Here is a 26911-nt window from a genome sequence, read left to right as displayed (position 1 = left end):
GGCTCAGGGCCTCGCGCTCTCGACCCGCGTGGCGCCGCCCGCGGACGCCACCCCCTCCGTGTCCGGTGCCGCGCTGGGCGCATCCTCGGTGGCGCCCCGCTCCTCCTCGGACCCGGTGCCGTCGCCGACCGCGTGCAGCGCCGCGACGGTGAGGAGCGGGACCGCCGGGATGAGCGCGACGAGCGCGATGCGCACGCCGAAGTCGTTCACGAGCGACCCGGCGACGCACACGATCCACAGGGCGAGGACGGTCGGGCGCACGAGCGGCCAGGCGGCCTCGGTCCGGGCGAACCACGCCGGTGTGAACCGCCGCGGCCAGAACAGCACCAGCGCCGCCGCGACGAGGACCAGGATCGTCAGCCACACGGGCACGCCGCCCAGCACGGAGCGGGCCGCGTAGCCGGCCTTGCGGAGAAGCGTCTCCCAGGCCGAGCCGTCGACGACCTGGCCGACGAACCGGCCGAGGTGCGAGCGCTCGTCGGCGGGGCGCAGCCAGTCGAGCACGCCGACGGCGGCCACGAGTCCCACGCCGGCGGCGGCGACGAGCAGGAAGCGCCGCCACGTGACCCGGGCCCCGGACGCCGCGAGGCCCAGCACGGCGAACGCCGGCACGACGACGAGCCCGCCGCCGAGGTCGGCCCCGAGGGTCGGCCACACGTCCACGACCATCGTCACCACGCCGATGACGCCCACGACCGTCGCGGCGACGTACCGGTGCCCGCGGGCCACGAGCCACTGGGCGAGCGCAGCGGCGAGGACGAGCGCCGCGACCGCGTACACGGAGAACGTCGGGTTGCCGAACCCGTAGAACCGCGCGCCGAACGTCGGCGCGGAGCCGAGCGGGCTGGCGCGGTTGAGCGGCGTCCCGACGAGCGCGTCGAGCGTGAGCACCGCGAAGGTGATGCCCGCGACGATCCCGGGTCCGAGCCACACCGGCCGCCGAGGGGCGAGCGCGCCGAGCGCGGCGACGGCCGCCGTCGCGAGCACGGTCGACACGACGATCGCGAGGGTCTGGTTCCCGAACCGCCACCAGCCCGTGAGCGACACGAGGAAGGCCGCGGTCGGGACGGCGGCCACGACGAGCGCGGCCCCGCGCGCCCAGTGCGCGGCCCGGGCCCAGCGCGCCCGGGCGCGGTCTCCGGTCGCGCGTGCGGCCCGCGGCGCGAGCAGGAGGCACAGCCCGGCGATCACGAGGCCCGCGTAGAGCGGCACGTCGACGAACGCGGTGTAGACGGCGCGCCGCACGTGGTCGCGCGTCGTGAGGTCGGCCAGCGCGTCCGCGGTCGAGGTCGCGTCCGGCGGCCGCGGCGAGCCCCAGGCCAGCGGCGTGTCCTGGATGCGGGCGGGGGTCGTGGCACCCGCGGCGTCGAGCACGGTGGCCGGGACGTCGAGGACGCGCGCGACGCCGTCGGTCCGCGTGGCCGCGCTGGTCAGGTACCGCGCCTGCTCGGGGCCGTCGAAGGACGGCCGCACGAGCGTCGCGCCGAGCGCCGGGCGCGTCCCGGGCGTTCCCGCGACGTCGACGACGAGCACCGTCGTCCCGGTCGGGACCGCGTCCAGCACCGCGCCGACGGAGGCGTCCACGGCGGCGAGCCGGTCGACCCGCAGCGAGGTGCGGAGCGCGGCGCGCTCCTCGGCCGGGAGGTCGGGGTCGACCGCCGGGGCCGTCGCGTCGCCCGCGTCGACGACGGTCACCGGGCACGCGAACGCGTCGCTCCCGGGGGCGGTCGCGCTCGCGAGGTCCCGATAGCGCGCGACGTCCCCGCGGGCGTCCGCGAGAGCGACCGCTGCGCCGGGCCCGACGGCGGTCGCGCACACGGTACTCGTCGAGGCGCCCGCGACGCCGCCGGCGAGCGCGTCGCCGAGCACGCCCAGCCGCGCCTGGTAGCCCGAGCCCTGCTGCAGCGCGACGAGGTCGTCCCAGCCGTCGACCTGCGCGCCGTCGGTGCCGTCTGTGGCGGTGACGGGCTGCGCCGTCGGGCACTCCCACGTGCCGTCGGGCGCGCGCTCGGTCGCGACCTCGGCGAGCTGCCCGGCCGAGAGCGCGAGCCAGCCCCCGACGGTGCAGCGGCTCGCCGCACCCGTCGGCTGGGCGACGCCCCCGGCGCCGGCGCCGTCGGTGAGCAGGGCGTGCAGGGTCGGCGTGGTGGATGCCGTGACGTCGCTCCACGTCACGCCCGTGGTCCCGACGACGACCAGCGGTCGGTCGGTGGCGATGGCGTCCGCACGGGTCACGGCCGCCTCACCGCCCGCGGGCGCGGCGCTGGACGTGGGACGCAGCCCGCCCGAGGCGAGCACGGTCGAGACGAGGAGGACGACGAGCAGGAGCCCGCCCCCGACCGTGAGGAGCATCGTGGGCATGTGCCGGATCCCCGGCTCGGGGAGCGCGGCCGCCGGGCGCGGCGGCGCGGTGCGCGCGAGGAAGCCGGGCACGATCATCGCGGTCGCGACGACGACGACCATGACGGCGATGATGATGCCCGAGTCGTTGAGGACGGATCCCACCCCGGCCACGACCACGAGCGCGACCACGAGCTCGCGCAGCAGCGGCCAGCGCTCGTAGGCACGCGCGACCTCGGGCAGGCGGAAGCGCTCCGGACGCAGCGCCGCGAGGGCGGTGAGGACGACGAGCACCGCCGCGACGGCACCCGCCGGCTGTGCGACGGTGTGCCAGGCCCCGAGGGCCTTGCGTCCGATGACCTCGAGCGCCGCCCCGTCGAGGACGGTCTGCACGAACCCGCCGAGGTGCGAGCTGCCCCCGGGCAGCAGCCAGTCCACCACCGCGACGACGGCGACCACGAGCACGGTGAGGCCCGCCACGACGAGCGCCCGCAGCCACGTGATCCGCACCCGGCCGACGAGCAGCGCGAGCACCGCGAACGCGGGGACGAGCGCGAGGATCCCGCCGAAGTCGGCGCCGAACGCGGGCCAGCCGTCGATGACGATCGTCACCGCCCCGACCGCGACGACGAGCCAGGCGGCGAGCCGCCGTCGCCCCCGGGCGAGCGCCGTGGACGCCAGGCCGCCGGCGAGCACGAGGCCCGCGACCGCGTACACGGCGAACGTCACGTTGTTGAAGCCGTAGAAGCGCGTGAAGCCCGCGACGGCGGATGTGCCGAGCAAGGACGCCTGCTGGAGCGTCGTGCCCGTCGCGCCGTCGACCGTGAGGACGAGCCACGTGACGCCCGCGAGCGCCGTCGGCAGCGCCCACGGGCGGCGCGGGAGGAGGCGTGAGACGGTCCACGCGACGAGGGCGACGGCGACGGCGCTGACGGCGAGGGCGAGGGTGAGCGCGGGCGCGGGCGCGCTCCACACCCACCACCGCGACAGGCTCGCGAGGGAGGCCGCGACGGGTGCCGCGGCCGCGACCAGGAGCACCGCGGACAGGACGCGCAGGCCGGCCGGGCCGGGGCGCGACGGCAGTCCGCGGCGCGCCGCCGCGCGCCGCACCCACAGCGCCCCGCCGAGCGCGACGACGAGCGTCGCGACGAGCAGCCCGACGAGCACGGGGTAGAGCGTCGGGATGGTGCTCGTGAGGACGTTGAGGTACTGCCGGTTCTCGACCGTGCGCGCCACGTCCATGCGCCGGACCTCGCCCAGCGACAACGGTGCGCCGTCGAGGCCCTCGATGCTCCCGCCCGCCTCGTCGACGACGGTCGCCGTGAGGTCGACGAGCTGGACGATCCCGTCCTTCTGCGTGCTCGGGGAGTGCAGCCAGCGGCTCGTGGGCTCGCCCTTGCGCCAGTCGACGACGACCGGCAGCCCTGGCTCGCCGACCGGCCCCGAGGGCACGCCCGCGACGAGGACGCGCGTGCCGCGGTCGACCTCGTCCATGACGCGCGCGAGCGCCTCGTCGAGCGCGTCGAGGCTCTGTCCCCGCCCGGGCGAGGAGTCGACGATCTCGCCCTGGTCGACCACCGTCACGTCGCACGCGTCGAGCCCGCCCTCGGGCAGCGCGGCGAGCACGGACGCGTACCGCTCGACGTGCCCGCTCGGGTCCGCGAGCATGACGGCGGCGCCCGGCCCGACCGCCGTCGTGCAGACGCCGGTCTCGGCGAGCCGCGTCGCGAGGGTCCCTGGCGCGTGGTGCGTCGTCGGGGCGGCGGCCTCCTCCTCGGAGGGTGCGGTGAGCGTCGCCCACCCGGGCACGTCGGCGGGCAGCGCCTCGGGCGCGGTCGCGCCCGACGTCGCCGGGGTGGGGACGGGCAGCGGCGGGCAGCCCGTCGTGGGCGGATCCGTGCTGACGGGTGGCGCCTCCACCGGCTCCTCGGCCGCGGGGTCGGAGGACGAGACCATCTGCCCGGCCGACAGGGTGAGCCACGCGTCCGTCGCGCAGGAGGTCCGCCCCACGCCGAGCGACGCGACCGACCCCGTGCGGATCATCGACCACAGCGTCGGTGTCGCGGTGGGCGAGACGTCGCTCCAGTACAGGCCCGCCACCGCGACGAGCACCACGGGCCGGGGGTCGTGCGTCGGCGCGGTGCCCGCCTCTGCGCCCGCCGACGTGCCGGCCGACGTGCCGGTCGAGGCTCGGGCCGCCGTCGTGCCCGACGGCGCCGCGGCCGCGGGCGGTGCGGCGACGGTCCCGAGGAGGGTGAGCAGGGCCAGGGCGACCGCCGTCGCGAGCGCGGTCACCCGCGTGCCGGCCGCCCCCCGGCGGGCGGGGAGGGTGCGGGCAGGGGGGAGCGCGGCGGCCGGGAACGTCACCGGACCAGCCTACGGGGGCGCCTCGGGCCCGGCCGGGGCCGACGAGCGGCGTCGTCGCAGGTCCGCGCGGGACGCTCACGCGGCCTCCACGGCCCTCGCGCGGCGTGGCCACAGGGCGGCGGGAGCGGGCCGGGCGTGGCCGGTTCCGGCGCCGCGCGTCAGGCGGTGCGCACCACGAGCGCACCGGGGTCGACGCGCGACTCGATCTCCACGGCGAGGCCCAGCACGTCGCCGTCGACCTGGGCCTGCTCCCCGTCCTCGACGCGCACGCGGACGCGCCGGGCACGCGCGTGGTCGATGCGTCCGATCTTGGCGGGCAGGTCGTTGCGCACGCCGAGACCCTGCATCACGACCTCCCCGAAGAGCTGCGCCCAGCCCACGACCCCGCCACGCGTGTCGATCGCGGCGATGTCCAGGATGCCGTCGTCGATGACCGCGTCGGGCAGCAGCGTGAGCCCCCCGGGGAGCCGGCCGCAGTTGCCGATGAGGAGGGAGCGCAGCCGCGCGTCCACGGGAGGCGAGTCGTCGAGCTGGATGCGCGCGCGCATGCGGCGCCCGTGCAGGTGCCGGATGCCCGCGACGAAATAGGCGACCCAGCCCACCTTCGCCTTGAGGTCGTCGTCGGTGTCGGCGACCATCGCGGCGTCGAACCCGAGGCCCGCGATGACGAGGAAGATGTGCTCCGTGCCGGCGTCCCGGGCGGGGTCGGGCGCGGCCACCGGCTCCGCCCCCTCGGCGTGGCCGACGTCCTCGGCGTAGCGCAGCACCTTGACCCAGCCGACGTCGACCGGGCGGTCGGACCCCGCGATCACGACGGCCAGCGCGGCGCGCGCGTCGCCCACCGGCAGGTCGAGGTTGCGCGCGAGGAGGTTGCCGGTGCCCACCGGGACCAGGCCCATGGTGCGGCCGCTGCCCACCATGCCCTCGGCGACCGCGCGGACCGTGCCGTCCCCGCCCACGGCGACGACGACGTCCGCGCCCTGCGCGAGCGCCGCGCGCGTCTGCCCGACGCCGGGGTCCTCGACCGTCGTCTCGAACCACAGCGGGTCGGGCAGCGCGGCGTCCGCGAAGGCAGCGCGCACGACCGCCTCCAGACCCGTGACGTCGGGCTTCGACGGGTTGGCGACGAACGCGACGAGCTCGCGCGGGTCGTCCTCGACCGGGGGCTCCTCGACGGGAGGCGCGTCGTCGCCGTGCGCGCGGCGCTGCCGGGTCTGCTGCGCGCGCAGGCCCAGCGCGACGACGAGTGCCACGACCGCGACGGCGAGCGCCGCGATCGCGAGCCAGAGCGTCCAGGACATGGCGACACCGTAGCGGGGCCGGTGCGGGAAGGCGCCGCCAGGGCACGGGACGTTCCCCTCGCGGCCGGGGGAGCGCCGGGGTTCGTTAGGCTGCTGGCGTGATCGACCTCCGCCTCCTGCGCGACAACCCCGACATCGTCCGTGCCAGCCAGGTCACCCGTGGTGACGACCCCGCGCTGGTGGACGCCGCCCTCGACGCCGACGCCCGCCACCGCGCCGCGCTGAGCGAGTTCGAGAGCCTGCGTGCCGAGCAGAAGTCCCTCGGCAAGCAGGTCGCCCAGGCGCAGGGGGAGGAGAAGCAGGAGCTGCTCGCGCGCACCAAGCAGCTCGCGGCCGACGTCAAGGCACGCCAGGCCGACGCCGACGCCGCCGCGGAGGAGCTGCGCGGGCTGCTGTACCGCATCTCGAACGTCGTCGCGGGCGCGCCCGCGGGCGGCGAGGACGACTACGTCGTGCTGCGCGAGGAGGGGACGATCCGCGACTTCGCCGCGGAGGGCTTCACCCCGCGCGACCACCTCGACCTCGGCGAGGGCCTGCGCGCGATCGACACCGAGCGCGGCGCCAAGGTGTCGGGCGCGCGGTTCTACTACCTCACCGGCGTGGGCGCGCGCCTCGAGCTCGCGCTGCTCAACGCCGCGATGGACACCGCGGTCGCGGCCGGGTTCACGCCCGTCATCACGCCGACGCTCGTGCGGCCCGAGGTCATGCAGGGCACCGGGTTCCTCGGCGCGCACGCGGACGAGATCTACCGCCTCGAGAAGGACGACCTCTACCTCGTCGGGACGAGCGAGGTCGCGCTCGCGGGCTACCACGCGAACGAGATCGTCGACCTGTCGGGCGGCCCGCTCCGGTACGCGGGGTGGAGCGCGTGCTACCGCCGCGAGGCCGGCTCGCACGGCAAGGACGTGCGCGGCATCATCCGCGTGCACCAGTTCCACAAGGTCGAGATGTTCTCCTACTGCGACCCGGCCGACGCCGAGGCGGAGCACCAGCGCCTGCTCGGCTGGGAGGAGCAGATGCTGCGCCTCGTCGACCTGCCGTACCGCGTCATCGACACCGCGGCGGGCGACCTCGGGTCGAGCGCCGCGCGCAAGTTCGACTGCGAGGCGTGGCTGCCCACGCAGCAGCGCTACCTCGAGCTCACGTCGACGTCGAACTGCACGACCTTCCAGGCGCGCCGCCTCAACGTGCGCGAGCGCGTCGAGGTCGACGGCAAGAACGAGACGCGCACCGTCGCGACGCTCAACGGCACGCTCGGCACGACGCGCTGGATCGTCGCGATCCTCGAGAACCACCAGCAGGCCGACGGCTCGGTCCGCGTGCCCGAGGGCCTGCGCCCGTACCTCGGCGGCCTCGAGGTGCTCGAGCCGGTGGTTGCGTGACCGACCCCCTGGTCCCGGAGGACGCGTCCGGGCCGATGCTCGTCGCGCTCGACATCGACGGCACGCTCATGTCGTACGACCAGGAGCTGTCGGACGACGTGCGCGACGCCGTCGCCGACCTGCGCGCGGCCGGGCACCACGTGGTGCTCGCGTCCGGGCGGTCGCTCATCGCGATCACGCCCGTCGCGGAGATCCTGGGGATCGACCGCGGCTGGGTCGTCGCGTCGAACGGCGCCGTGACGGCGCGGCTCGACCCGGACGAGCCCGACGGGTACGCGCTCGAGGACGTCGTGACGTTCGACCCGGGCCCAGCGCTGCGGCTCCTGCGCGAGCACCTGCCCGACGCGCGGTACGCCGTCGAGGACGTGGGCGTCGGGTTCCGCATGAACGAGCTCTTCCCCGACGGCGAGCTCGACGGCGTGCACCGCGTCGTCGAGTTCGACGAGCTGTGGTCGGGCGAGGTCACCCGTGTGATCGTGCGCTCGCCGGGGTCCACGAGCGAGCAGTTCCACGAGCTCGTCGAGCGTCTCGGCCTGGACGACGTGACGTACGCCGTCGGGTGGACGGCGTGGATGGACATCGCGCCGCTCGGCGTGACGAAGGCGACCGGGCTCGAGCTCGTGCGGCGCGCGCTGCACGTCCAGCCCCACCGGACGGTCGCGATCGGGGACGGGCGCAACGACCTCGAGATGCTCCGCTGGGCGGCGCGCGGCGTCGCGATGGGCCACGCGGACGCCGTCGTGCAGGCCGCGGCCGACGAGGTGACCGCCCCCATCGAGGACGACGGCGCGGCGCGCGTCCTCCAGAGCCTCCTGCCCTGACCGCGAGGTAGAACCGCAGGACGCGAGATAGAGCTCGCGGGGTTCTACGTCGCGACCTGCAGTTCTACCTCGACGGGATGGGTAGCGTCTGCTGACATGACGTCCGACGCCAAGACCGTCTGTGTCCGCCGTGCGCGGGCGGACGACGCCGGGGCGGTCTGGCCGCTCGTCATCGACTTCGCGACGTCGTACGTCCCTGAGCGTGACGCCTTCGACGTGTCGTTCGCGCCGCTCCTCGACGACCCGCACGCGCTGGTGCTCGTCGCGCAGGCGCGGGAGGACGTCGTCGGCTACCTCGTGGCGCACCGCCATGCGACGCTCTTCGCCAACGCGCCCGTGGCGTGGGTCGAGGAGGTCATGGTCGACGCCGACGCCCGCCGTCGCGGGGTAGGCGGCCTGCTCATGGACGCGGCCGAGCGGTGGGCCGAGGACGCGGGTGCCGCGTACGTCGCGCTGGCCACCCGGCGGGCCGCCGGGTTCTACGCGAGGCTCGGGTTCGAGGAGTCGGCGACATTCTTCCGCAAGCGCCTCGGGAGGCCCTGAGGATCTCGTGCGCGAGGGTGTCGAGAACCGCTGTCAGGTTCCGTCCCGGTGTGCGGCGACGGCTCGGTGGCTCTCCGGGCTCAGGGGCGGAAGACGTCCTCGATGCGGCAGCCGAACACCTCGGCGATGCGGAACGCGAGCGGCAGCGACGGGTCGAAGCGGCCGCGCTCGATCGAGATCACGGTCTGGCGCGACACGCCGAGGCGGCTGGCGAGCTCGGCCTGCGACCAGCCGAGCCCGGCGCGGCGGGCCGCCATGTCGTTGTCCACGGGCGCCCTACGACTCGCGCCGGGAGACGACGGCGTGCCGGACGAAGAAGTCGACCATCGCGACGAGCACGACCACCGCGAGGACGAAGGAGGCGCTCAGCTCCAGCCCGGTGAGACTGACCGCGGTGAGCGTGAGCCCGGCGACGACGAGCACGTCCCAGAACGCGCCGGTCGCCGCCCGCTCCGTCCACCGCCGCTCGACGTTCTCCTCGGCGTGCGGCTCGGGAGCGCTCGTGCGGGGCCGGACGACGAGGAACCAGCCGAGCACGGCGGCGGGCGGCAGGACGCACGCCGTGAAGACGGCCGCGACGAGCCAGAAGTCGTCGCGTCGGAACAGGCCGGCGGCGACGCCGACCGACGCTGCGACGGCGAGCGCGACCAGCGCGGCTCCCGCCCAGGCCCACCAGGGAGCGGTGCGGTCGCCGAGCGCGTGCTCGCGGCCCTGCAGCGGGCTGTCGTCGGCCGGGACGGGTGCGTCGCTCACGTGTCTCTCCTCATGCGTAAAGCGTGCTTGACACGTCGAGCGAACCATCACCCACGCACGCTGTCAAGCGTGCTTGACATGAGGGGTGCTCAGTCGCGGGGCTCGCGCGCGGTGAGCACGACCGGGCCGTCGGGCGTGATCGCGATCGTGTGCTCGCTGTGGGCGCCGCGCGAGCCGTCGGCCGAACGCAGGGTCCAGCCGTCGGGGTCGGTGTAGATCTCGTCCGTGGTCTCGAGGAACCAGGGCTCGATCGCGATGACGAGGCCCGGCTTGAGCGGGAACCCGCGCTTGCGACGGCCGTCGTTGGGGACGTGGGGCTCGCCGTGCATCGTGCGGCCGACGCCGTGGCCGCCGAAGTCGGTGTTGACCGAGTAGCCCGCGGCGTGCGCGACGTCCGCGATGGCGGCGGAGATGTCGCCGACCTTCTTGCCCGGCTGCGCGGCCGCGATCCCGGCCTCGAGCGCGCGCTCGGTCGTCTGGATGAGCTTGGCGTCGGCCTCGCCCAGCGCCCCGGCGCGCGGCGTCCCGACGACGAACGACAGCGCCGAGTCCGCGACCCACCCGTCGACGGACGCGGCGAAGTCGATGCTCAGCAGGTCGCCGTCGCGCAGCGCGTAGTCGTGGGGGAGGCCGTGCAGCACGGCGTCGTTGACGGACGTGCAGATCACCTTGCCGAACGGGCTCGCCCCGAACGACGGGTGGTAGTCGATGTAGCACGACTCGGCCCCGCGGTCGCGGATCATCTTGTGCGCGACCTCGTCGAGCTCAAGCAGGTTCGTCCCGACCTTGGTGGCGGCGCGCACCGTGGTGAGGACGTCGGCGACGAACCGTCCCGCGGGTCGCATCTGGTCGATCTCCCGCGGGGTCCTCAGCTCGATCATCGTGGTCCTTCCGGTTCGCAGGTGGTGTGCCCGCGGGTGGCGCGACCGGCTCGTCCGGGTGCAGCGAGGTGCGATGACGTGCCGAACGGTGCCGCGGGGGCGGGCCTCCCCACGATATCGGTCTCCGTCCCACCGGCGCGGCCCCGGCGCGGCACGAGGAGGGCAAGCGCTTGCATCGATCTGCTCACGATGCGGCACGGCGCCTCGCCACGCGGCCTCCCGGCGTGGCAGCATCACCCGTCGTGGCAGGTATCGACGACGTCGCCCAGGCCGCCGGGGTGTCCACGGCGACCGTCTCGCGCGCCCTGCGCGGCCTGCCCAACGTGTCCGAGGCGACGCGCGTGCGGGTGCTCGCGGAGGCGGCGCGGCTCGGGTACGTGCCCACGCCGTCGGCGTCGTCGCTGGCCACCGGCCGCACCCGCACGATCGGCGTGCTCACCCCGTGGGTCAACCGCTGGTTCTTCGCCAACGTCATCGAGGGTGCCGAGCGCGCGCTGCGGGACCTCGGCTACGACGTCCTGCTCTACACGTTCGACGTGCGCCGGACGTCGTCCCGCCGGCGGGTCGACCCGAGCGTCCTGCGCCACCGCGTGGACGGCACGCTCGTCGTCGGCCTGCCGCTCGACGACGACGAGGTGCGCTCGCTCGTCGCGCTCGCCCGGCCGCTCGCGTTCGTCGGGTCGGGGCCGGCGGACCAGGTCACGGTCCGGCTCGACGACGTCGCGACCGGCCGGGCCGCGACGCGCCACCTGCTCGACCTGGGCCACCGGGTGATCGGCCACGTCACCGGGGTGCCCGACCTCGTGTCGTCGTGGTCGCCGCCCGTCGAGCGCGCGCGGGGCTACGTGCGCGCGCTGGAGGAGGCGGGCGTCGCCGTCGAGCCCGACCTCGAGGTGAACGGCGACTTCGACGTCGCGGGAGGACGTGAGTCCACGGCGGATCTCCTGCGCCGCCGGCCGGACGTGACCGCCGTCTTCGCGGCGTCGGACGAGATGGCCATGGGGGCGATCCTCGCGGCGCGGGACCTGGGGCTGCGCGTCCCGGAGGACCTCTCGGTCGTCGGGGTGGACGGCCACGACCTCGGGGAGCTCGTCGGCCTGACGACGATCGCCCAGGACGCGTACCAGCAGGGGTTCGACGCGGCGCTCCTCCTGCTCGAGATGATCAACGGCGCCCCGGTGCCGGAGAGCATCACCTACCCGACGGAGCTGGTGCGGCGCGGCTCGACCGCACCCCCGCGCGTCCGCCCGTAGGTCGCCGGGGTGGCGACTCGTCGAGCGCTCCGGGGCCACGCGTGGGAGCGTGGCCAGGGTAGACGGGCCGAGAGAGCGCGCACCCGGCGCGCGTGACGGAATCGTTACGCAAACTCGCCTCCCCTGTGCTTGCGGCAGCGCGATGCAACCGCTTGCATGGTGCCTAGGGCGAGAGCGCACCCGCGCTCGCGACGTCGCGATGCGCCCGGTCCTCACCGGACCGGGGTGACGGCGTCCGTACCCACGACGAGGTGGAGGCTGACATGACCAGGACCACGAGGACCAGCGCGGCGCGACGCCGCACGCTGGTGGTCGCCGCCGGCGGCGCGAGCCTCGCGCTCGTGCTCGCGGCGTGCAGCGGCGGTGGCGGCGGCGGGGGCGACGACGAGTCGCCGAGCGCCGAGGTGGACTGCGCCGACTACGAGCAGTACGGGGACCTGTCCGGCAAGACGGTGTCGGTGTACGCGACGATCGTCGACACCGAGGCGGAGCAGCAGCAGGCGTCGTACGAGCCCTTCGAGGAGTGCACGGGCGCCACGATCGAGTACGAGGGCTCCAAGGAGTTCGAGGCCCAGCTCCCCGTCCGCATCCAGTCCGGCAGCGCGCCGGACATCGCGTACCTGCCCCAGCCCGGCCTCCTGCGCCGGATCGTCGCCGACTTCCCCGACGCGATCCAGCCGGTCGGCGAGGCGGCGTCCGCGAACGTCGACCAGTACTACACCGAGTCGTGGAAGGACTACGGCACCGTCGACGGGACGCTGTACGCGACGCCGCTCGGCGCCAACGTCAAGTCGTTCGTCTGGTACTCGCCGTCCATGTTCGAGGAGGCGGGCTACGAGGTCCCCACGACGTGGGACGAGCTCATGGAGCTCTCGGACCAGATCGTCGCGGACAACCCCGGTGGCGACGTCAAGCCGTGGTGCGCGGGCATCGCGTCCGGCGAGGCGACCGGCTGGCCGGCCACCGACTGGATGGAGGACGTCGTCCTGCGCACGGCGGGCCCCGAGGTCTACGACCAGTGGGTCAACCACGAGATCCCGTTCAACGACCCGCAGATCGCCACGGCGCTCGCCACGGTCGGCGACGTGCTGAAGAACGAGGAGTTCGTCAACGGCGGCCTCGGCGACGTGAGCACCATCGCGACGACCGAGTTCACCGAGGGCGGCTACCCGATCATCGACGGCCTGTGCTACATGCACCGCCAGGCGACGTTCTACCAGGCCAACTGGACGACCCTCGACCCCGACCTGGTGGTCGCGCCCGACGGTGACGTGTGGGCCTTCTACCTCCCGGGCGAGACCGCCGAGGACAAGCCGCTGCTCGGTGGCGGCGAGTTCGTCGCCGCGTTCAACGACCGTCCCGAGGTCCAGGCGTTCCACGCCTACCTGTCGAGCCCCGAGTGGTCCAACGCCAAGGCGAGCGTGACCCCGCAGGGCTGGATCAGCGCGAACAACGGCCTCGACCCGGAGCTGCTCCAGTCGCCGATGGACCAGCAGGCGTACGAGCTGCTCACGGACGAGAGCTACACGTTCCGCTTCGACGGCTCGGACATGATGCCCGCCGCCGTCGGCGCCGGCTCGTTCTGGACCGAGATGACGGAGTGGATCGCGAGCGACAAGTCCGACGAGGCCGTCCTCGACGCCATCGAGGCGTCCTGGCCGACGTCCTGACCCGCGGGCGACCCGGGGCCTGACCGCGCGGCACGCGCCGCGCCGTCCGGCCCCGGGTCCACGCGTCGACCCCGGGGGCGGGTCGTCCGGGGGGCCGATCCCCGGACGACCCGTCCTCGGGCCGTCCTCGCCGCACACCACGTCGTCACCCGGCCGCCGCCGGCCACCTCAGGAGCTCTCACATGGACTGGTTGCTCGAACCCGCCGGGACGGGGGGCAAGCTCGCGGTGATGGTCGTCGCGATCCTGCTCTTCGTCGTCGTCATGGGCCTGATCCTCTTCCTCGTCGACCGACCGCGGCGCGTGCCGGGCTGGGTCGTCGCGATCGCCTTCGCCGGGCCCGCGATCGTCATGCTCGCGTTCGGCCTGCTCTACCCGGGCCTGCGCACGATCCGGGACTCGTTCTACAACCGCACGGGCTCCGCGTTCGTCGGGCTCGACAACTACGTCACCGCGTTCACGCGGGACGAGTTCCAGATCGTCCTGCGCAACACCGCGATCTGGGTGATCGTCGTCCCGCTCGTCTCGACCTTCCTCGGTCTCGTCTACGCGGTGGTCGTCGACCGGTCCCGGTTCGAGAAGTTCGCCAAGACCCTGATCTTCCTGCCCATGGCGATCTCCATGGTCGGCGCGGGGATCATCTGGAAGTTCATGTACGAGTACAAGCCGGCGAGCCAGCCGCAGATCGGCCTGTTCAACCAGGTGCTCGTCTGGCTGGGCCTGGAGCCGCAGCAGTTCCTGCTCAGCGCCCCGGCGAACACGTTCTTCCTCATCCTCGTCATGATCTGGATCCAGGCCGGGTTCGCGATGACGATCCTCGCCGCCGCGATCCGCGCCATCCCGGACGACATCGTCGAGGCCGCCCGGCTCGACGGCGTCGGCGGCATGCGGATGTTCCGCTACATCACGGTGCCGAGCATCCGGCCCGCCCTCGTGGTCGTCCTCACGACGATCGCGATCGGCACGCTCAAGGTCTTCGACATCGTCCGCACCATGACCGGCGGCCGCTTCGAGACGTCGGTCGTGGCCAACGAGTTCTACACGCAGGCGCTCCGGCAGGGCGAGCAGGGGCTCGGGGCCGCGCTCGCGGTCATCCTGTTCGTCCTGGTCATCCCGATCATCGTGTACAACGTGCGGCAGCTGAAGCAGGCGGAGGAGATCCGATGAGCACCCCACTGTCCGCCTCCGTCCCGGACGCCCCGCTCGTCGACGAGACCGCCGAGGAGGGCAGCGGCAAGGGCATCGTCGCGGGCCTCGACGACCGCGCGGGGAAGGTGCGGCGCAAGGTCTCGTCGCGACCGGCGTCGATCATCGCGATCGTCCTGGCGGTCCTCTGGACCATCCCGACGTTCGGGCTCCTCGTCACCTCGTTCCGCCCGCCGCGCGAGATCCGGCGGTCGGGCTGGTGGGAGGCGTTCGCCAACCCCGAGTTCACGATCGACAACTACACCGACGCGCTGTTCGGCGGGTCGACGAGCTTCGCGACGTACTTCGTCAACTCCCTCGTCATCACGCTGCCCGCCGTGATCATCCCCATCACGCTCGCGTCGCTCGCGGCCTACGCGTTCGCGTGGGTGGACTTCAAGGGCCGCAACCTGCTGTTCGTCGCCGTGTTCGCGCTGCAGATCGTGCCCATCCAGGTCACGCTCGTCCCGCTGCTCACGCAGTACGTCGACTGGGGGATCGACGGGTCGTTCTGGCCCGTGTGGTTGTCGCACTCGATCTTCGCGCTGCCGCTCGCGATCTTCCTGCTGCACAACTTCATGAAGGACATCCCGCGCGAGCTGGTCGAGGCGGCTCGCGTCGACGGCGCCGGGCACGTGAAGATCTTCTTCCAGGTGCTCATGCCGCTGCTGGTGCCCGCGATCGCGGCCTTCGGGATCTTCCAGTTCCTCTGGGTCTGGAACGACCTGCTCGTCGCCCTGACGTTCGCGTCCGGCCAGGACACCGCGCCCATCACGGTGCGCCTCGCCGAGCTGTCCGGCTCGCGCGGCGCGAGCTGGCACCTGCTGCCCGCGGGCGCGTTCATCTCGATGATCGTCCCCGTGGCCGTGTTCCTCGCGCTGCAGCGGTACTTCGTGCGCGGGCTCCTCGCGGGTTCGGTCAAGGGCTGACACCCGTCCCGCCGAGCATGCGGCTGCGGCCCGTCCCGCGCGTCGGACGGGCCGCAGCCGCATGCTCGACGGGTGCCGGCGCCTAGAGTCGTCGGGTGAACCGTCGCCCTGCCGCCCTTCTTGACCGGGTCCCGGTTCCGGCGCTCTTCGTCGTCTCGGGGCTGACGCAGTACCTGGGCGCGGCGATCGCCGTCGGGCTGTTCGCCGTGGCGGGCGCGATCGAGATCGGGTGGCTGCGCATCGCGGCGTCCGCGGTGCTGCTCCTCGCGTGGCGCCGCCCGTGGCGTCACCGGTGGACCCGGCACGACCTTGCGTGGGTCGCCGTCTTCGGTGTCGCGCTCGCCGCGATGAACCTCGCGTTCTACGGCGCGATCGACCACCTGCCGCTCGGGACGGCCGTCGCGATCGAGTTCCTCGGCCCCGTCGCGGTGGCCGCGATCACGGGCAGCGGGTGGCGCGAGCGGGGCGCGATCGCGGTCGCGGCGGCGGGCGTCGTGCTGCTCGCCGGGGTGACGATCGAGTCCGACCTCCCGCGCGCGGACGCCGTGGTCGGCCTGACCGCGATCGGCGTCGCGGCCGCGTGCTGGGCGGCGTACATCCTGCTCGGCCGGCGCGTGGCCGTGTCAGGGTCGGGGGTCACCTCGCTCGCGGTCGCGATGACCGTGGGCGCGGTCGTGTTCGCGCCCTTCCTCGCGCGCGACGCCCTGCCGGTCCTCGGCGACTGGCGGCACGTCGCGGCCGTCGCGGGGATCGCGCTCTTCTCCTCCGTCGTGCCCTACGCGCTCGAGCAGGTCATCCTGCGTCGCGTGAGCGCAGCGACGTTCTCCGTGCTCCTCGCCCTGCTCCCGGCGTCCGCCGCGGTCGTGGGCGCCGTCGTGCTGCATCAGGTCCCCACGGTCCCCGAGCTGGTCGGCCTCCTCCTCGTGTCCGGGGCCATCGCGATGACCGCGGCGCGACCGCGCGGCCGCGTCGACGGGACGTCGCCCGGGGACGACGTCCCGCTCGACCCGCCGCCCGCCTGACGAACGTCCCCGCCGCGCCCGGGACGTCGTCCCCGGGACCGGCGGGGCCGCACGGGGCCGTCAGAGGTACTGGCCCGGCGACGGCCGCCCGTCGTGCTCGTCGGGACGCCCGCCGGGCTGTCCCGGGACGCCGCCGGGGCCACCGGGACCCATGGGCGGCAACGAGCCGGGCGGCAGCGCGCGGCGGATCTGCGAGAGCTGCGCCTGCGCGGCCATCTGCTGGGCGACGAGCGCCGTCTGGATGCCGTGGAACAGGCCCTCCAGCCAGCCGACGAGCTGCGCCTGGGCCACGCGCAGCTCCGCGTCCGTGGGGATGGTGTCGTCCGAGAACGGCAGCGTGATGCGGTGCAGCTCCGCCACCAGGTCGGGCGACAGGCCCTCCTCGAGCTCGGTGAGCGAGCGCTCGTGGATCTCGGCGAGGCGCGACCGCGCCGCCTCGTCGAGCGGGGCGTCCCGGACCTCGTCGAGGAGCTTCTTGATCATGCCGCCGATGCGCATCACCTTGGCCGGCTCCTCGATGACCGTCGCCGGGTTGCGGTCGGGGTCGGTCGAGTCGTCGCTCTCGACGACGCTCACCCCCGTCCCGTCCGGCATCACGACCGTGGCACGAGCGGGCTCCTCGGTGTCGTCGACGGCGCCCTCCGCGCCGGTCTCGGGCTCGGGGGCGGTGGGCTCGTCGGGGCGAGGGTCGCGCGGTTCGTCAGCCATGGGTCCAGTCTTGCGCGCGGCGCCCACGCGCGCACCGACGGCGCGTGATCCCCTGTGCGGTCGTCGGTCGTCGGCGGCCGTGGTCAGGGGACGAGGAGCACCTTGCCTAAGACCTCGCCCGAGTCGAGCAGCTCGTGCGCCCGCGCGGCCTCCTCGAGCGGGAGGCGCGCGTGCACGACCGGGCGCACGCGCCCGTCCTCCACCATCGGCCAGACGTGCGTGAGGACCTCGTGCACGATCCGCGCCTTCTCGGCCGGGGGCCGCGCCCGCAGCGTCGTCCCGGCCACCGTGGCGCGCCGGGCGAGGAGGGCGCCCAGGTCGAGCTCCGCGCGTCGTCCCTTCTGCATGCCGATGACCACCAGGCGCCCGCCCGTGGCGAGCACCTCGAGGTTGCGCGTCAGGTAGGCGGCGCCGACGACGTCGAGCACGACGTCCGCACCGTGACCGCCGGAGGCGTCCCGCACCGCGGCGACGAAGTCCTCCTCACGGTGGTCGACGGCGACGCTCGCCCCGAGCGCGAGGCACCGGTCGGCCCGGTCGCGCCCGCCGGCCGTGACGGCCACGCGGGCGCCGAGCGCGGCGCCGACCTGCACGGCGATCGTCCCGACGCCGCCCGACCCGCCGTGCACGAGCAGCCACTCGCCCGGGGCCAGGCGCCCGACGTCGACGACGTTGCTCCACACCGTGCAGACCGCCTCGGGAAGCGCGGCGGCGTCCACGAGATCCACGCCGTCGGGGACGGGCAGCACCTGGGTCGACCGCACGCGCACCTGCTCCGCGTACCCGCCGCCGTCGAGCAGCGCGACCACGCGGTCACCCACGGACCACCCCGTCACGGACTCCCCGACGGCCGCGACCGTGCCCGAGACCTCCAGGCCGGGCCAGTCCGGTGCGCCCGGGGGAGGCGGGTACGATCCGGCGCGTTGTAGCAGGTCAGCGCGGTTCACGCCAGCGGAAGCGACGTGGACCACGAGCTCGTCCGGGCCGGGGGTCTGGTCAGGGAGCGCAGAAACCGTTAGTTTCTCAGGGCCACCGGGGCCCGATATCGTGACGCCTCGCACATCGCCGAGACTACGCGGACGGCCCGGGAGGCGCCGGTTCGCCGACGGGGCGTCGCGGGGGCGGGACGAAAGTTCGCGCTCCTCGCGGATTAGGTGTCCGGGGGATGTGCACCGATAGTTAGTACGCACGACCGGGGAGCGGAGCCCGGGAGGCGCCGCTGCCACGCGGGCCGACCGCGCCGCCGAACGGGTGGACCAGGGTGATGGAGGCAGGTTCGTATGCTCCGCAGGTTGAGCGTTCGCGGGAAGATCCTTGCGGCCCTCGCGGTGCCCGTCCTCGTCCTCTTCGCCGCCGCCGCGATCATCTCGGCGCAGGCCATCGGGTCGGCGCGCGACGCCAGCCAGACGAGCGCGCTCGTCGGGGCGCTCGCGGCGCAGGACGCGGCGGGGACCGAGATCGCGGCCGAGCGCACGTACTCCTTCCTGGACGCGAGCGCAGGGTCGGAAGACAGCGAGGCGCAGATGATGGCGCAGCGCGAGAAGACGGACAAGGCGCTCGACGCGCGCGACCGCGCCTACGAGCGGCTCAACACGTCCGTCCTCGACCCGCGCGTGCGCGCCGCGGTCGACGACACGATCGCGGACCGGGCCGAGCTGAAGGCGATCCGGCAGGCCATCGACCGGTCCGGCCTGGGCCAGCTCGCGCGCAACTCGCAGTACAACGCGCTCATCGACTCGGCGCTCGACGTGCCCCGCACGCTCGCCGACACCACGCCGGACCGCGGCCTCGCGCAGTACCTCGACACCTACGTCCTCCTCGACGAGCTCCTCGCGCAGCAGGCGCTCGAGCAGCCGCTCGCCGGCGCCGTGCTCAACGCGGCCCAGATCGGCGTGGAGAGCACCGAGACGAGCCAGCAGGCCGCGGTCCTGGTGACCACCGGTGACGAGCTCGCGGCGCGCACCCGCACGGCCGTGCGACGGCTCCCGGGAGACCTCCAGCTCGCGACGCCGGGCGCGACCTACAACCAGATCCGGCAGAACCTCGCTGGTTCGCGCCCGGGTGCGACACCGAAGAGCCAGGCCGTGCAGTGGCCCGACCTGTCGCAGGCGGACCGTGACCAGACGAGCCCGGTCCGTGACGGCGTCCGCACCGAGACCGCGGAGAAGGCGTCCGACCTCGCCGGCGCGGCGACGACCCGCGCCGTCGTCACGATCCTCGCGACCCTCGCGGCCGTCATCGCCTCGATCCTCGTCGCGGGCCTCATCGCCCGCGCCATCGTCAACCCGCTGCGCCGCCTCACGGACGCGGCCGAGGACGTGCGTGACCAGCTCCCGCGGCTCGTCGAGCAGGTCGCCGTCCCGGGCCAGGGCCCGGGCATCGACCTGGCGCCGATCACGGTGGAGTCCACGGACGAGGTCGGCCAGCTCGCGACCGCGTTCAACGACGTGAACCAGACGACCATCAAGGTCGCGCGCGAGCAGGCCGCGCTCCGTGGCTCGATCGCGGAGATGTTCGTCAACGTCGCGCGCCGCGACCAGGTGCTCCTCAACCGGCAGCTCGCGTTCCTCGACGACCTCGAGCGCTCCGAGGAGGACGCGGGCACGCTGTCCAACCTCTTCCGCCTCGACCACCTCGCGACGCGAATGCGCCGCAACGCGGAGTCCCTCCTCGTCCTCGCGGGCATCGACTCGGGCCGCCGCGTGCGCCAGCCCATGCCGGCCTCGGACGTCATCCGTACGGCGTCCTCCGAGATCGAGCTGTACGACCGCGTCCGCCTGAACCTGGTCGTCGACCCGCTCATGCTCGGGCACAACGCGCTCAACGCCGCGCACCTGCTCGCCGAGCTCCTCGAGAACGCGACGATGTTCTCGGAGCCGCACACGCCCGTCGAGGTCACGACCGGCCGCGACGAGCACTTCGTCCACGTGACGGTCCGCGACCACGGTCTCGGGATGACGCCGGACGAGATCGCGGAGGCGAACCGCAAGGTCGCGACGCACGCGGCGTCGGACGTCGTCGGCGCCCAGCGCCTGGGCCTCTTCGTCGTCGGCCGACTCTCCGACCGCCTCGGTGCGAAGGTCCGGTTCAGCACGGGCAGCGACGACCAGGGGACCGAGGTCGTCGTGTCCTTCCCGGCGGTCCTCTTCGTCCCCGACTCGAACGTGCCGCTCCCGCTGCCGACGGACCCGCTGGAGACGAGCACGCAGGCCGCCGCCCAGCAGCTCGCCGGCACGGGTGTCCTCCCGGCGCTCCCCGCCGCGGACGTTGCGGCCCCGGCCGCGCCGTCGGTCCCCGCACCCGCGGCGACGGCGTCGTTCCCGACCGTCGAGCCCGAGGCGCCCGTCGCCGTGCCCGTCGACCTCGACGCGCTCACGGACGGCACGACGCAGACCGGCATGCCCCGTCGTCGTTCGCGCACGGTCGACCCCGCCGCCGCGGCGCCGAGCGCGTCCTTCGCGTCGGGTCCCCAGACCGGTGCGATCGTCCTGCCCCCGCTCGCCACACCGGCGCTGCCGGAGCAGCTCCCGGCGGGGGACGAGGCGTGGACCCCGCCCGCCGAGGTCGCCGACGTCGGAGCCGCGCTCCCCAGCCGGTCGCGTCCGGCCGCGAGCCCCGTCGAGCCGGTCTCCGCCGAGATCCCCGTCCTCGACGTGGGCACGCGCAGCGCGCTCTTCTCGAGCTTCCGCCCGGTCGGTGACCGCCCGGCCACGGAGAACCCGGTGGAGCTGCCCGTCGCCCCCGACGTCACGGCGACGGACATCCCGCTGGTCGCCGAGGCTCCCGCCGACGCCCCGGTCCCGCAGGACGTGTGGGCGCCGCAGGAGGCGGCCGCACCTGCCCCGGACTCCTGGGAGCCCGAGCAGGCGTGGGCGCCGGAGCAGCCCGCCGAGCAGGCGTGGACGCCGGATCCGACCGCCGACGCCTGGGCGCCCGCACAGCCCGTCCAGCAGGCGTGGGCGCCGGAGCCGACCGCCGACGCCTGGGCGCCGTCGTCGGTGGCCGACGCGCCGCTCGACGCGACCCGCGTCGTGCCCGCGGTCTCGGCCGAGCCCGTCGACGAGGCGACCGTCGCGCGCGTGCCGCTGGCCGAGCGGTCGCGCGAGGTCGCCGAGCCGACCGCGGGTCCTGTCCGGACCCCCGTGCCGACCGTGACCCACGCCGCGACGGCGGCCCCGACCGACGTCCCGGTCGTGGCGACGGGCGTCGAGGCCGAGGTGGTCGAGGACATCCCCGCAGAGCTCACCTTCGAGGCGCTTCCCCGCTTCGAGGAGCTGATGGCCGACCTGCCGACGCGCCGCTCGCTGCGCGAGAGCCAGGCGCGCAAGCGCGGGCTCTTCGGTCGGCGTCCCCGGACGACGGCGACGCCGGCGCTCCCGGCCGGACCGTCCCCGGAGGCTCTGGCCTCGCGCCCCGCGGGTTCATCGCCCGCGGCCGCGGCACCGTCCCTCGCGGCTCCGGCGCCGGCGCCAGCGCCGGCTCCCGTCGTCGCGGAGTCCCCGGTCGCGGCCCGTCCGGTCGCGGCCCCGGCGGCCCCGCCGCAGGAGCAGCAGGCCCCCGCGCGGTCGTCGGCGTTCGCGCCGCGGACCGCGCAGCCTGCGGGCGGTGCGACCGCGTCGCCGTTCGCCCCGGAGTCGTTCGCGGCCCCGGTGCAGGAGACGCGCGCGCTCGCACCGGTGCAGGACGCGCCTCCCGCGAGCACCGGCTACGCCGTGCCGGAGGCGTCCTTCGCGGCCCCCGAGCCGGCACCTGGCCCGGTTGCGACGGGGTACGGCCCGCCGACCCCGCTCGTCCGGAGGCAGGCGGGGGAGGCGATCGAGCCGCTGGAGCCCGGGTACATCGCCGACTCGGTCGAGGCGCGCTCGGACTGGATGGCGTCCGCGGTGCTGTACGAGGAGATGTCCACCCTGCTGCAGGGCAGCACCGACTTCCAGGAAGCGACCTTGGCGGACCCGAGCGACGGCATCTACCAGCCCCTCACGGTCGACGGCACGACGACGTCGGGCCTGACCCGACGCTCGCGTGGCGAGGAGCGGGAGGGCTACGTCGACCGCTTCACGGCTCGTATCGACCGTGACCCGGAGCAGCTCCGAGCCCGCCTGTCGGCGTTCCAGTCGGCCACGGCGCGGGGTCGCGTCGAGGGCCAGGACGAGACGAGTTCGACCTGGAGCCCCCAGGGCATGGATTATGTCCCTGATTCAGCGCCGCAGGCGCGGTGACGACATGCCGTCTGCGGCAACTGACGAGGAGGAAGAGTGAACGCGCTCAGCACCGAGGCAACCAACTTCGGGTGGCTGCTCGACAACTTCGTGCGGACGGTCCCGGGCAGCCGGCACACGCTCGTGGTGTCGGCGGACGGCCTGCTCATGGCGATGTCGGACCAGCTCGACCGCACGAGCGGTGACCAGCTCGCGGCGATCGTCTCCGGGATGTCGAGCCTGACCCGTGGGGCGGCCCGCCAGCTCAACGGGGGGAACGTCCGCCAGGCCATCATCGAGATGGACAACGGGTTCCTGTTCCTGATGAACGTCTCGAACGGGTCCGTCCTGGGCGTCGTCGCGGAGGCGAACTGCGACATCGGCCTCATCGGCTACGAGATGGCGCTCCTGGTCTCCCGCACCGAGGCGACCCTGACGCCGCAGCTCATCTCGGAGATGCGGGGTAGCCTTCCCGTCGACGGCGCGACGCGAGCCCCGGTGGGATGAGGACTGATCGATGACGAACGTACCTTTCGGCAGCATGGGAGCACACGACGGGTACGAGGCGGCGACGGTCCGCCCGTACGCGGTCACGGGTGGTCGTGTGCGCTCCGCCACGTCCGACCTCCCGCTCGAGGCGCTCGTCGAGGTCATGCCGGGCGCCGTGAACAGCTTCGGGCTCCCGCCCGAGAAGCGCTCGATCCTCCAGCACGCCGCGCACACGTACGTCTCGATCGCCGAGCTCTCCGCGCTCCTGCGCCTCCCGCTCGGTGTGACGAAGGTGCTCGTCGCGGACCTGCAGGAGGACAACTACATCACCGTCCACACGTCGACCCCGCTCAACGTCCACACGGGTCACGGCAGCAACCACTCGGGCCTGTCCCTGAGCGTCTTGGAGAGTGTTCTCAATGGCATTTCCACCCTCTGACGGCTCGGGCAGCGCGCCGCAGGCCGGGCAGCCGTCCGGGGTGATCGGAGGTGTGCCCGGTGGCCAGGCGGCGGTCCGACAGACCGCGTGGGCTCCGGTGAGCGCGCCCGTCGGCGTGCCGGCGCAGGCGCCGGTGGCGTCCGTCCCGGCGCGTCCCGCCGCGCCGTCGACGGCGCCGACCGTCCCGGCTCCGGCGCCCACGGCCGCGGCGCCGGCCCCGGTCGCTCAGGCGGCGGCACAGCCGCGCACGGCGCCGCAGCCCGTCGCCGCGGCGCAGCCCGCGGCCCCGGCCCGACCCGCACCCTCCGTCGCGCCGGTGCAGCCCACCGCGGCGGCGCAGACCCCGGCCGCGGCGCAGCCCGCCGGTGCCCCGGCTGCCGCACGCACGGCGCCCACGGTCGTCAAGATCGTCGTCGCCGGCGGGTTCGCGGTCGGCAAGACGACGTTCATCGGGTCGATCTCCGACGTCGAGCCGCTCAACACCGAGGCTGCGATGACGGAGCACTCGGTGGGCGTCGACGACGCGGGCGGCGTGTCCGACCGCAAGACGACGACCACCGTCGCGATGGACTTCGGCCGCGTGTCGCTCCCGGGCAACCTGTGGCTGTACCTGTTCGGCACGCCGGGCCAGGACCGCTTCCTCTTCATGTGGGACGACCTGGTCCGTGGCGCGATCGGGGCGGTCGTGCTCGTGGACACCGACCGGCTCGAGCAGTGCTTCCCGGCGATCGACTACTTCGAGTCGCGCAACATCCCGTTCGTTGTCGGCGTGAACTGCTTCGACGGCGTGGCCAAGCACAAGCTCGAGGACGTGCGCGAGGCGCTGCAGATCCCGGCGCACGTGCCGATGCTCTACACGGACGCCCGGTCGCGCGCCGCGACCAAGCAGACGCTCATCGCGCTGGTCCAGCTCGCGATGCGCCAGCTCCGCGGGGCGGCCTGACCGTCCTCGCTCCCGGTACGAACGCACGACGGCGGGCCGCCCCTCACGGAGCGGCCCGCCGTCGTCGTGCACGGGCCGGGCGTGCCACAATTGCTCGCCGGGAGGGCTGACAGAGCGGCCTAATGTGACGGTCTTGAAAACCGTTGTGCGGCAACGCACCGGGGGTTCGAATCCCTCGCCCTCCGCAGGACGTCGGGCCGGGCCCGGAGCGCTGCTCCGGACCCGGCCCGACGTGCGTGCCGGCGATGCGCGCGACGAGGACCCCTTCGTACTGTCGTCGGCCTCGGACGAGGCGACGAGCCGTTCTCGCCGGGTCCGCTCGCGCCCGGGACGTACACCGTGACGGAGACGGCGACCCCGGGCTGGACCCTCGCGGACCTCGTGTGCGTGGGGTCCAGCGGGTCGACGACGGTCGACGGCGCCACCGCGACCGTGGACGTGCTGTCCGGGGAGACGGTGCTGTGCACGTTCACCAACGAGCGGCCGACCGCGCTCGACGTCGCCAAGACCGTGGTCGAGGGGCCGGACCTGGTCGAGCCCGGCGTGTTCCGCATCGCCTACGAGGTCGTGGTGAGCAGCACCGCGGGCGTGGAGCGGACGTACGACCTCGTGGACCGGCTCGCGTTCGGCAGCGGCATCGTGGTGCGGGACGCGTCGGTGGAGTCCCTGGACGGGCTCCCGGTCGCGGCCGACTGGGACGGCGTGGACCAGCCGACGGTGACGTCGGGCGCGACGCTCGCTGCGGGCGCCACGCACCGCTTCCGGGTGACGGTCGTCGCCCAGGTGCCGGCCGACGTCGTCCCGGACGCGCTGCTGTGCGACCCGGCCGGGACGACGGCGGGCGGCTTCCTCAACACGGTCGGGGTGGTCGGCGAGGACGGCGCGACCGAGTCCGAGGCGGCCGCGTGCGCGCCCGCACCAGAGCCTCCGGCGCCTCCGCAGCCGCCGGGGCCCTCGGCACCCGGGCCGAGCGTGCCGCCCGTGTCGCACCGCCCGCTCCCGGCGACGGGAGCGGACACGGGCTGGCTGCTCGGAGCGGCGGCGGCGCTCCTGCTCGCGGGAGGCGGGCTCCTCGTCGTCCGCCGGGTGCGACGCTCCTGACGAGCGCCGCGTCCGGGCGACGACCGGGTGCCCCTGCCTCCCGGCCCCTGGGCACGCGGGACCGGGACCTTCGGCGAGTGCCGCGCGGACGGACCTACGGGATCATGGCCTCGTGACGCCTGAGCCCTCCCCGGCCGACGAAGCCGGTCTCGAGCCCGTCGACCTCATCCGCCGGTCGGGCACCGTGCTGCGGATCGGCCGTCTCGCCCTCTCCGCGGGCACCGGCAGCTATCGCGTGAAGTCGCACATGACCCGTGCGGCGAGGGCGCTGGGGCTCGACCACATCGCCGCCCACGTGACGCTCACGGAGATCACCGCGACGTCGTACCGGGGCCCGATCTTCCGCACCGAGCTCACCGAGGTCCGGTCTATCGGGATCAACGCCGACCGCCTGGCGCAGCTCGAGCGGTTCTCCGCGGCCCTGCCGGCGGGCGCCGACCTCGATGCCGTGGACGCGGAGCTCGACCGGATCGCGCGCCGGCCGCCGCTGTACGGCGCGCTGCTCAACGCCCTGTGGGCGGGGATCGCGTGCGCGGCCTTCGCGTTCCTCAACAACGGGGGCCTCGTCGAGTGCGGCGCGGTGCTCGTCGCGGCGGCGCTCGGGCAGGGCGTGCGCCGGGCGATGCTGCACCGGGGGATCAACCAGTTCGGCGTGACGATGCTCGCGGCGGCGGTCGCGAGCATCGCCTACCTGGTCCTCGTCCTGGCGCTGTCGGCGCTCGCGGGCGTCGACGGCGGGCACGAGGCCGGGTACGTCTCCGCGGTGCTCTTCCTCGTGCCCGGGTTCGCCCTCGTCACGGGGGCGCTCGACCTCGCGAAGCTCGACTTCTCGGCGGGGGTCGCGCGCGTGACGTACGCGCTCATGATCCTCGCCTCGGCCGCGCTGGCCGTGTGGGGGGTGTCCGCCGCAGCGGGGCTCACCCCGGACCCGGTGCCGCCGCCCGGCCTGGCGGAGCCGCTGTTCCTCGGCCTGCGGAGCGTCGCGAGCTTCCTCGGGGTGCTCGGGTTCGCCCTGATGTTCAACAGCCCGTGGGCCATGGCGCTCGGGGCGGCGTCGATCGGCATGGTCGCGAACGTGGGGCGGCTGCTCCTCGTGGACGGCGGCGTCGTCCCGCAGGCGGCCGCGGCGGCGGCCGCGCTGCTCGTGGGCCTGCTCGCCGCGACGGTCGCCCCGGCGCTGCGCGTCCCGCGCATCACGGTGTCCGTGCCGGCGGTCGTCATCATGGTCCCGGGGGTCACGGCGTACCGGGCGGTGTACGAGTTCAACACCGGCGCGACGGCGCAGGCGCTCGCCTACGCCGTCGAGGCCGGGCTGGTGATCGTCGCGCTCGCGATCGGGCTCGCCGTGGCCCGCATGCTCACGGACCGGGAGTGGACCTTCGAGCGCTGACCGTCCGGACGGCGGAGCAGGCGACGCCCGTCGGGCCCGGCGGTTTGGTCTCGCGGCGGCGCCCTTGTACCCTGGGCGACGCAGGCTCTCCGCCGAGCCTGCGAGGAGACGTCGCATAGTCAGGTCTAGTGCGCCACCCTGCTAAGGTGGTAACGGAGCAATCCGTTCGAGGGTTCAAATCCCTCCGTCTCCGCTCA

General features: G+C 74.4%; 21 protein-coding genes and 2 tRNA genes. 16 read left to right on the top strand and 7 right to left on the bottom strand.

From position 1 onward, the window contains the following. Positions 1–3 precede the first annotated feature (3 nt). Together NF338_RS04295 and NF338_RS04290 are read right to left on the bottom strand one after the other, a co-directional pair. Positions 4–4707 carry a hypothetical protein gene (locus NF338_RS04295; RefSeq protein ID WP_264029643.1) on the bottom strand — a complete coding sequence of 1568 codons (4704 nt, stop codon included), beginning with the start codon at positions 4705–4707 and terminating at the stop codon, positions 4–6. 158 nt (positions 4708–4865) lie between these two features. After that, entirely contained in the window at positions 4866–6008 is a 1143-nt protein-coding gene (locus NF338_RS04290) for a diacylglycerol/lipid kinase family protein (protein WP_264029641.1), read from the bottom strand. A 98-nt stretch (positions 6009–6106) separates the two neighbouring features. Between NF338_RS04290 and serS the strand changes: the two genes are divergently transcribed. The 3 genes from serS to NF338_RS04275 all read left to right on the top strand — a co-directional run bounded on the left by serS (position 6107) and on the right by NF338_RS04275 (position 8754). Next, a complete protein-coding gene (gene serS / locus NF338_RS04285) occupies positions 6107–7390 on the top strand; it encodes a serine--tRNA ligase (protein ID WP_087470864.1) in 1284 nt (427 codons plus the stop codon). A 35-nt stretch (positions 7391–7425) separates the two neighbouring features. Continuing rightward, a complete protein-coding gene (locus NF338_RS04280; RefSeq protein ID WP_264029798.1) occupies positions 7426–8211 on the top strand; it encodes an HAD family hydrolase in 786 nt (261 codons plus the stop codon). A gap of 96 nt (positions 8212–8307) precedes the next feature. Then, on the top strand, positions 8308–8754 hold the full coding sequence (locus NF338_RS04275; RefSeq protein WP_264029640.1) for a GNAT family N-acetyltransferase: 447 nt from the start codon (positions 8308–8310) through the stop codon (positions 8752–8754). A gap of 80 nt (positions 8755–8834) precedes the next feature. Here the strand turns inward: NF338_RS04275 and NF338_RS04270 are convergent, their stop codons facing one another. The 3 genes from NF338_RS04270 to map all read right to left on the bottom strand — a co-directional run bounded on the left by NF338_RS04270 (position 8835) and on the right by map (position 10388). Further along, on the bottom strand, positions 8835–9011 hold the full coding sequence (locus NF338_RS04270; protein ID WP_378215061.1) for a helix-turn-helix transcriptional regulator: 177 nt from the start codon (positions 9009–9011) through the stop codon (positions 8835–8837). Between the two features lie 19 nt (positions 9012–9030). Continuing rightward, entirely contained in the window at positions 9031–9507 is a 477-nt protein-coding gene (locus NF338_RS04265; RefSeq protein ID WP_087470866.1) for a hypothetical protein, read from the bottom strand. An 89-nt stretch (positions 9508–9596) separates the two neighbouring features. Further along, positions 9597–10388 carry a type I methionyl aminopeptidase gene (gene map, locus NF338_RS04260; RefSeq protein ID WP_264029638.1) on the bottom strand — a complete coding sequence of 264 codons (792 nt, stop codon included), beginning with the start codon at positions 10386–10388 and terminating at the stop codon, positions 9597–9599. A 242-nt stretch (positions 10389–10630) separates the two neighbouring features. Here map and NF338_RS04255 point away from each other — a divergent pair, with 242 nt between their 5' ends. The 5 genes from NF338_RS04255 (at position 10631) to NF338_RS04235 (ending at position 16446) form a co-directional block, all read left to right on the top strand. After that, on the top strand, positions 10631–11641 hold the full coding sequence (locus NF338_RS04255; RefSeq protein WP_264029637.1) for a LacI family DNA-binding transcriptional regulator: 1011 nt from the start codon (positions 10631–10633) through the stop codon (positions 11639–11641). Between the two features lie 263 nt (positions 11642–11904). Continuing rightward, the gene (locus NF338_RS04250; protein WP_087470869.1) at positions 11905–13311 is read left to right on the top strand and encodes an ABC transporter substrate-binding protein; all 1407 of its coding nucleotides are present in this window, start codon (positions 11905–11907) and stop codon (positions 13309–13311) included. Between the two features lie 182 nt (positions 13312–13493). Beyond that, entirely contained in the window at positions 13494–14477 is a 984-nt protein-coding gene (locus NF338_RS04245) for a carbohydrate ABC transporter permease (RefSeq protein WP_087470870.1), read from the top strand. Next, positions 14474–15424, top strand: coding sequence for a carbohydrate ABC transporter permease (locus NF338_RS04240; RefSeq protein WP_087470871.1), 951 nt, complete (start codon positions 14474–14476; stop codon positions 15422–15424). Before NF338_RS04245 ends, NF338_RS04240 begins: the two co-directional genes overlap by 4 nt. A 95-nt stretch (positions 15425–15519) precedes the next feature. Continuing rightward, the gene (locus tag NF338_RS04235; protein WP_264029636.1) at positions 15520–16446 is read left to right on the top strand and encodes an EamA family transporter; all 927 of its coding nucleotides are present in this window, start codon (positions 15520–15522) and stop codon (positions 16444–16446) included. Between the two features lie 60 nt (positions 16447–16506). Here the strand turns inward: NF338_RS04235 and NF338_RS04230 are convergent, their stop codons facing one another. Further along, the gene (locus NF338_RS04230; RefSeq protein ID WP_318782947.1) at positions 16507–17154 is read right to left on the bottom strand and encodes a bacterial proteasome activator family protein; all 648 of its coding nucleotides are present in this window, start codon (positions 17152–17154) and stop codon (positions 16507–16509) included. A gap of 83 nt (positions 17155–17237) precedes the next feature. After that, positions 17238–18215 carry an NAD(P)H-quinone oxidoreductase gene (locus NF338_RS04225; RefSeq protein ID WP_264029635.1) on the bottom strand — a complete coding sequence of 326 codons (978 nt, stop codon included), beginning with the start codon at positions 18213–18215 and terminating at the stop codon, positions 17238–17240. 231 nt (positions 18216–18446) lie between these two features. Here NF338_RS04225 and NF338_RS04220 point away from each other — a divergent pair, with 231 nt between their 5' ends. The 8 genes from NF338_RS04220 (at position 18447) to NF338_RS04185 (ending at position 26907) form a co-directional block, all read left to right on the top strand. After that, positions 18447–22373 carry an ATP-binding protein gene (locus NF338_RS04220; RefSeq protein WP_264029634.1) on the top strand — a complete coding sequence of 1309 codons (3927 nt, stop codon included), beginning with the start codon at positions 18447–18449 and terminating at the stop codon, positions 22371–22373. Between the two features lie 36 nt (positions 22374–22409). After that, positions 22410–22859, top strand: a complete 450-nt coding sequence (locus NF338_RS04215) for a roadblock/LC7 domain-containing protein (RefSeq protein ID WP_024839165.1) — start codon at positions 22410–22412, stop codon at positions 22857–22859. Between the two features lie 34 nt (positions 22860–22893). Beyond that, positions 22894–23280: a DUF742 domain-containing protein gene (locus tag NF338_RS04210; protein WP_031317001.1), complete on the top strand. Its 387-nt coding sequence runs from the start codon at positions 22894–22896 to the stop codon at positions 23278–23280. A gap of 406 nt (positions 23281–23686) precedes the next feature. Then, positions 23687–24223 (top strand): GTP-binding protein, encoded by a 537-nt coding sequence (locus NF338_RS04205; RefSeq protein WP_082141054.1) that lies wholly within the window; start codon positions 23687–23689, stop codon positions 24221–24223. Between the two features lie 100 nt (positions 24224–24323). Continuing rightward, a tRNA-Ser gene (locus tag NF338_RS04200) sits at positions 24324–24408 on the top strand. Between the two features lie 154 nt (positions 24409–24562). Continuing rightward, entirely contained in the window at positions 24563–25324 is a 762-nt protein-coding gene (locus NF338_RS04195; protein ID WP_264029633.1) for an LPXTG cell wall anchor domain-containing protein, read from the top strand. A gap of 112 nt (positions 25325–25436) precedes the next feature. Further along, positions 25437–26714 (top strand): threonine/serine ThrE exporter family protein, encoded by a 1278-nt coding sequence (locus tag NF338_RS04190; RefSeq protein ID WP_264029632.1) that lies wholly within the window; start codon positions 25437–25439, stop codon positions 26712–26714. Positions 26715–26818: 104 nt separating this feature from the next. Then, a tRNA-Ser gene (locus NF338_RS04185) sits at positions 26819–26907 on the top strand. Positions 26908–26911: the final 4 nt, after the last annotated feature.

The organism is Cellulosimicrobium sp. SH8, from assembly GCF_025818875.1.
Classification (GTDB): domain Bacteria; phylum Actinomycetota; class Actinomycetes; order Actinomycetales; family Cellulomonadaceae; genus Cellulosimicrobium; species Cellulosimicrobium cellulans_D.
Note: the sequence above shows the minus strand (reverse complement) of the source record. Positions and strands in the feature narration are given on the sequence as shown.

Coding starts and splice junctions, on each gene's coding strand:
- NF338_RS04275 (WP_264029640.1), top strand. CDS start 8,308: ATGACGTCCGACGCCAAGACCGTCTGTGTCCGCCGTGCGCGGGCGGAC.
- NF338_RS04240 (WP_087470871.1), top strand. CDS start 14,474: ATGAGCACCCCACTGTCCGCCTCCGTCCCGGACGCCCCGCTCGTCGAC.
- NF338_RS04280 (WP_264029798.1), top strand. CDS start 7,426: ATGCTCGTCGCGCTCGACATCGACGGCACGCTCATGTCGTACGACCAG.
- NF338_RS04250 (WP_087470869.1), top strand. CDS start 11,905: ATGACCAGGACCACGAGGACCAGCGCGGCGCGACGCCGCACGCTGGTG.
- NF338_RS04230 (WP_318782947.1), bottom strand. CDS start 17,154: ATGGCTGACGAACCGCGCGACCCTCGCCCCGACGAGCCCACCGCCCCC.
- map (WP_264029638.1), bottom strand. CDS start 10,388: ATGATCGAGCTGAGGACCCCGCGGGAGATCGACCAGATGCGACCCGCG.
- NF338_RS04210 (WP_031317001.1), top strand. CDS start 22,894: ATGGGAGCACACGACGGGTACGAGGCGGCGACGGTCCGCCCGTACGCG.
- NF338_RS04245 (WP_087470870.1), top strand. CDS start 13,494: ATGGACTGGTTGCTCGAACCCGCCGGGACGGGGGGCAAGCTCGCGGTG.
- NF338_RS04290 (WP_264029641.1), bottom strand. CDS start 6,008: ATGTCCTGGACGCTCTGGCTCGCGATCGCGGCGCTCGCCGTCGCGGTC.
- NF338_RS04270 (WP_378215061.1), bottom strand. CDS start 9,011: ATGGCGGCCCGCCGCGCCGGGCTCGGCTGGTCGCAGGCCGAGCTCGCC.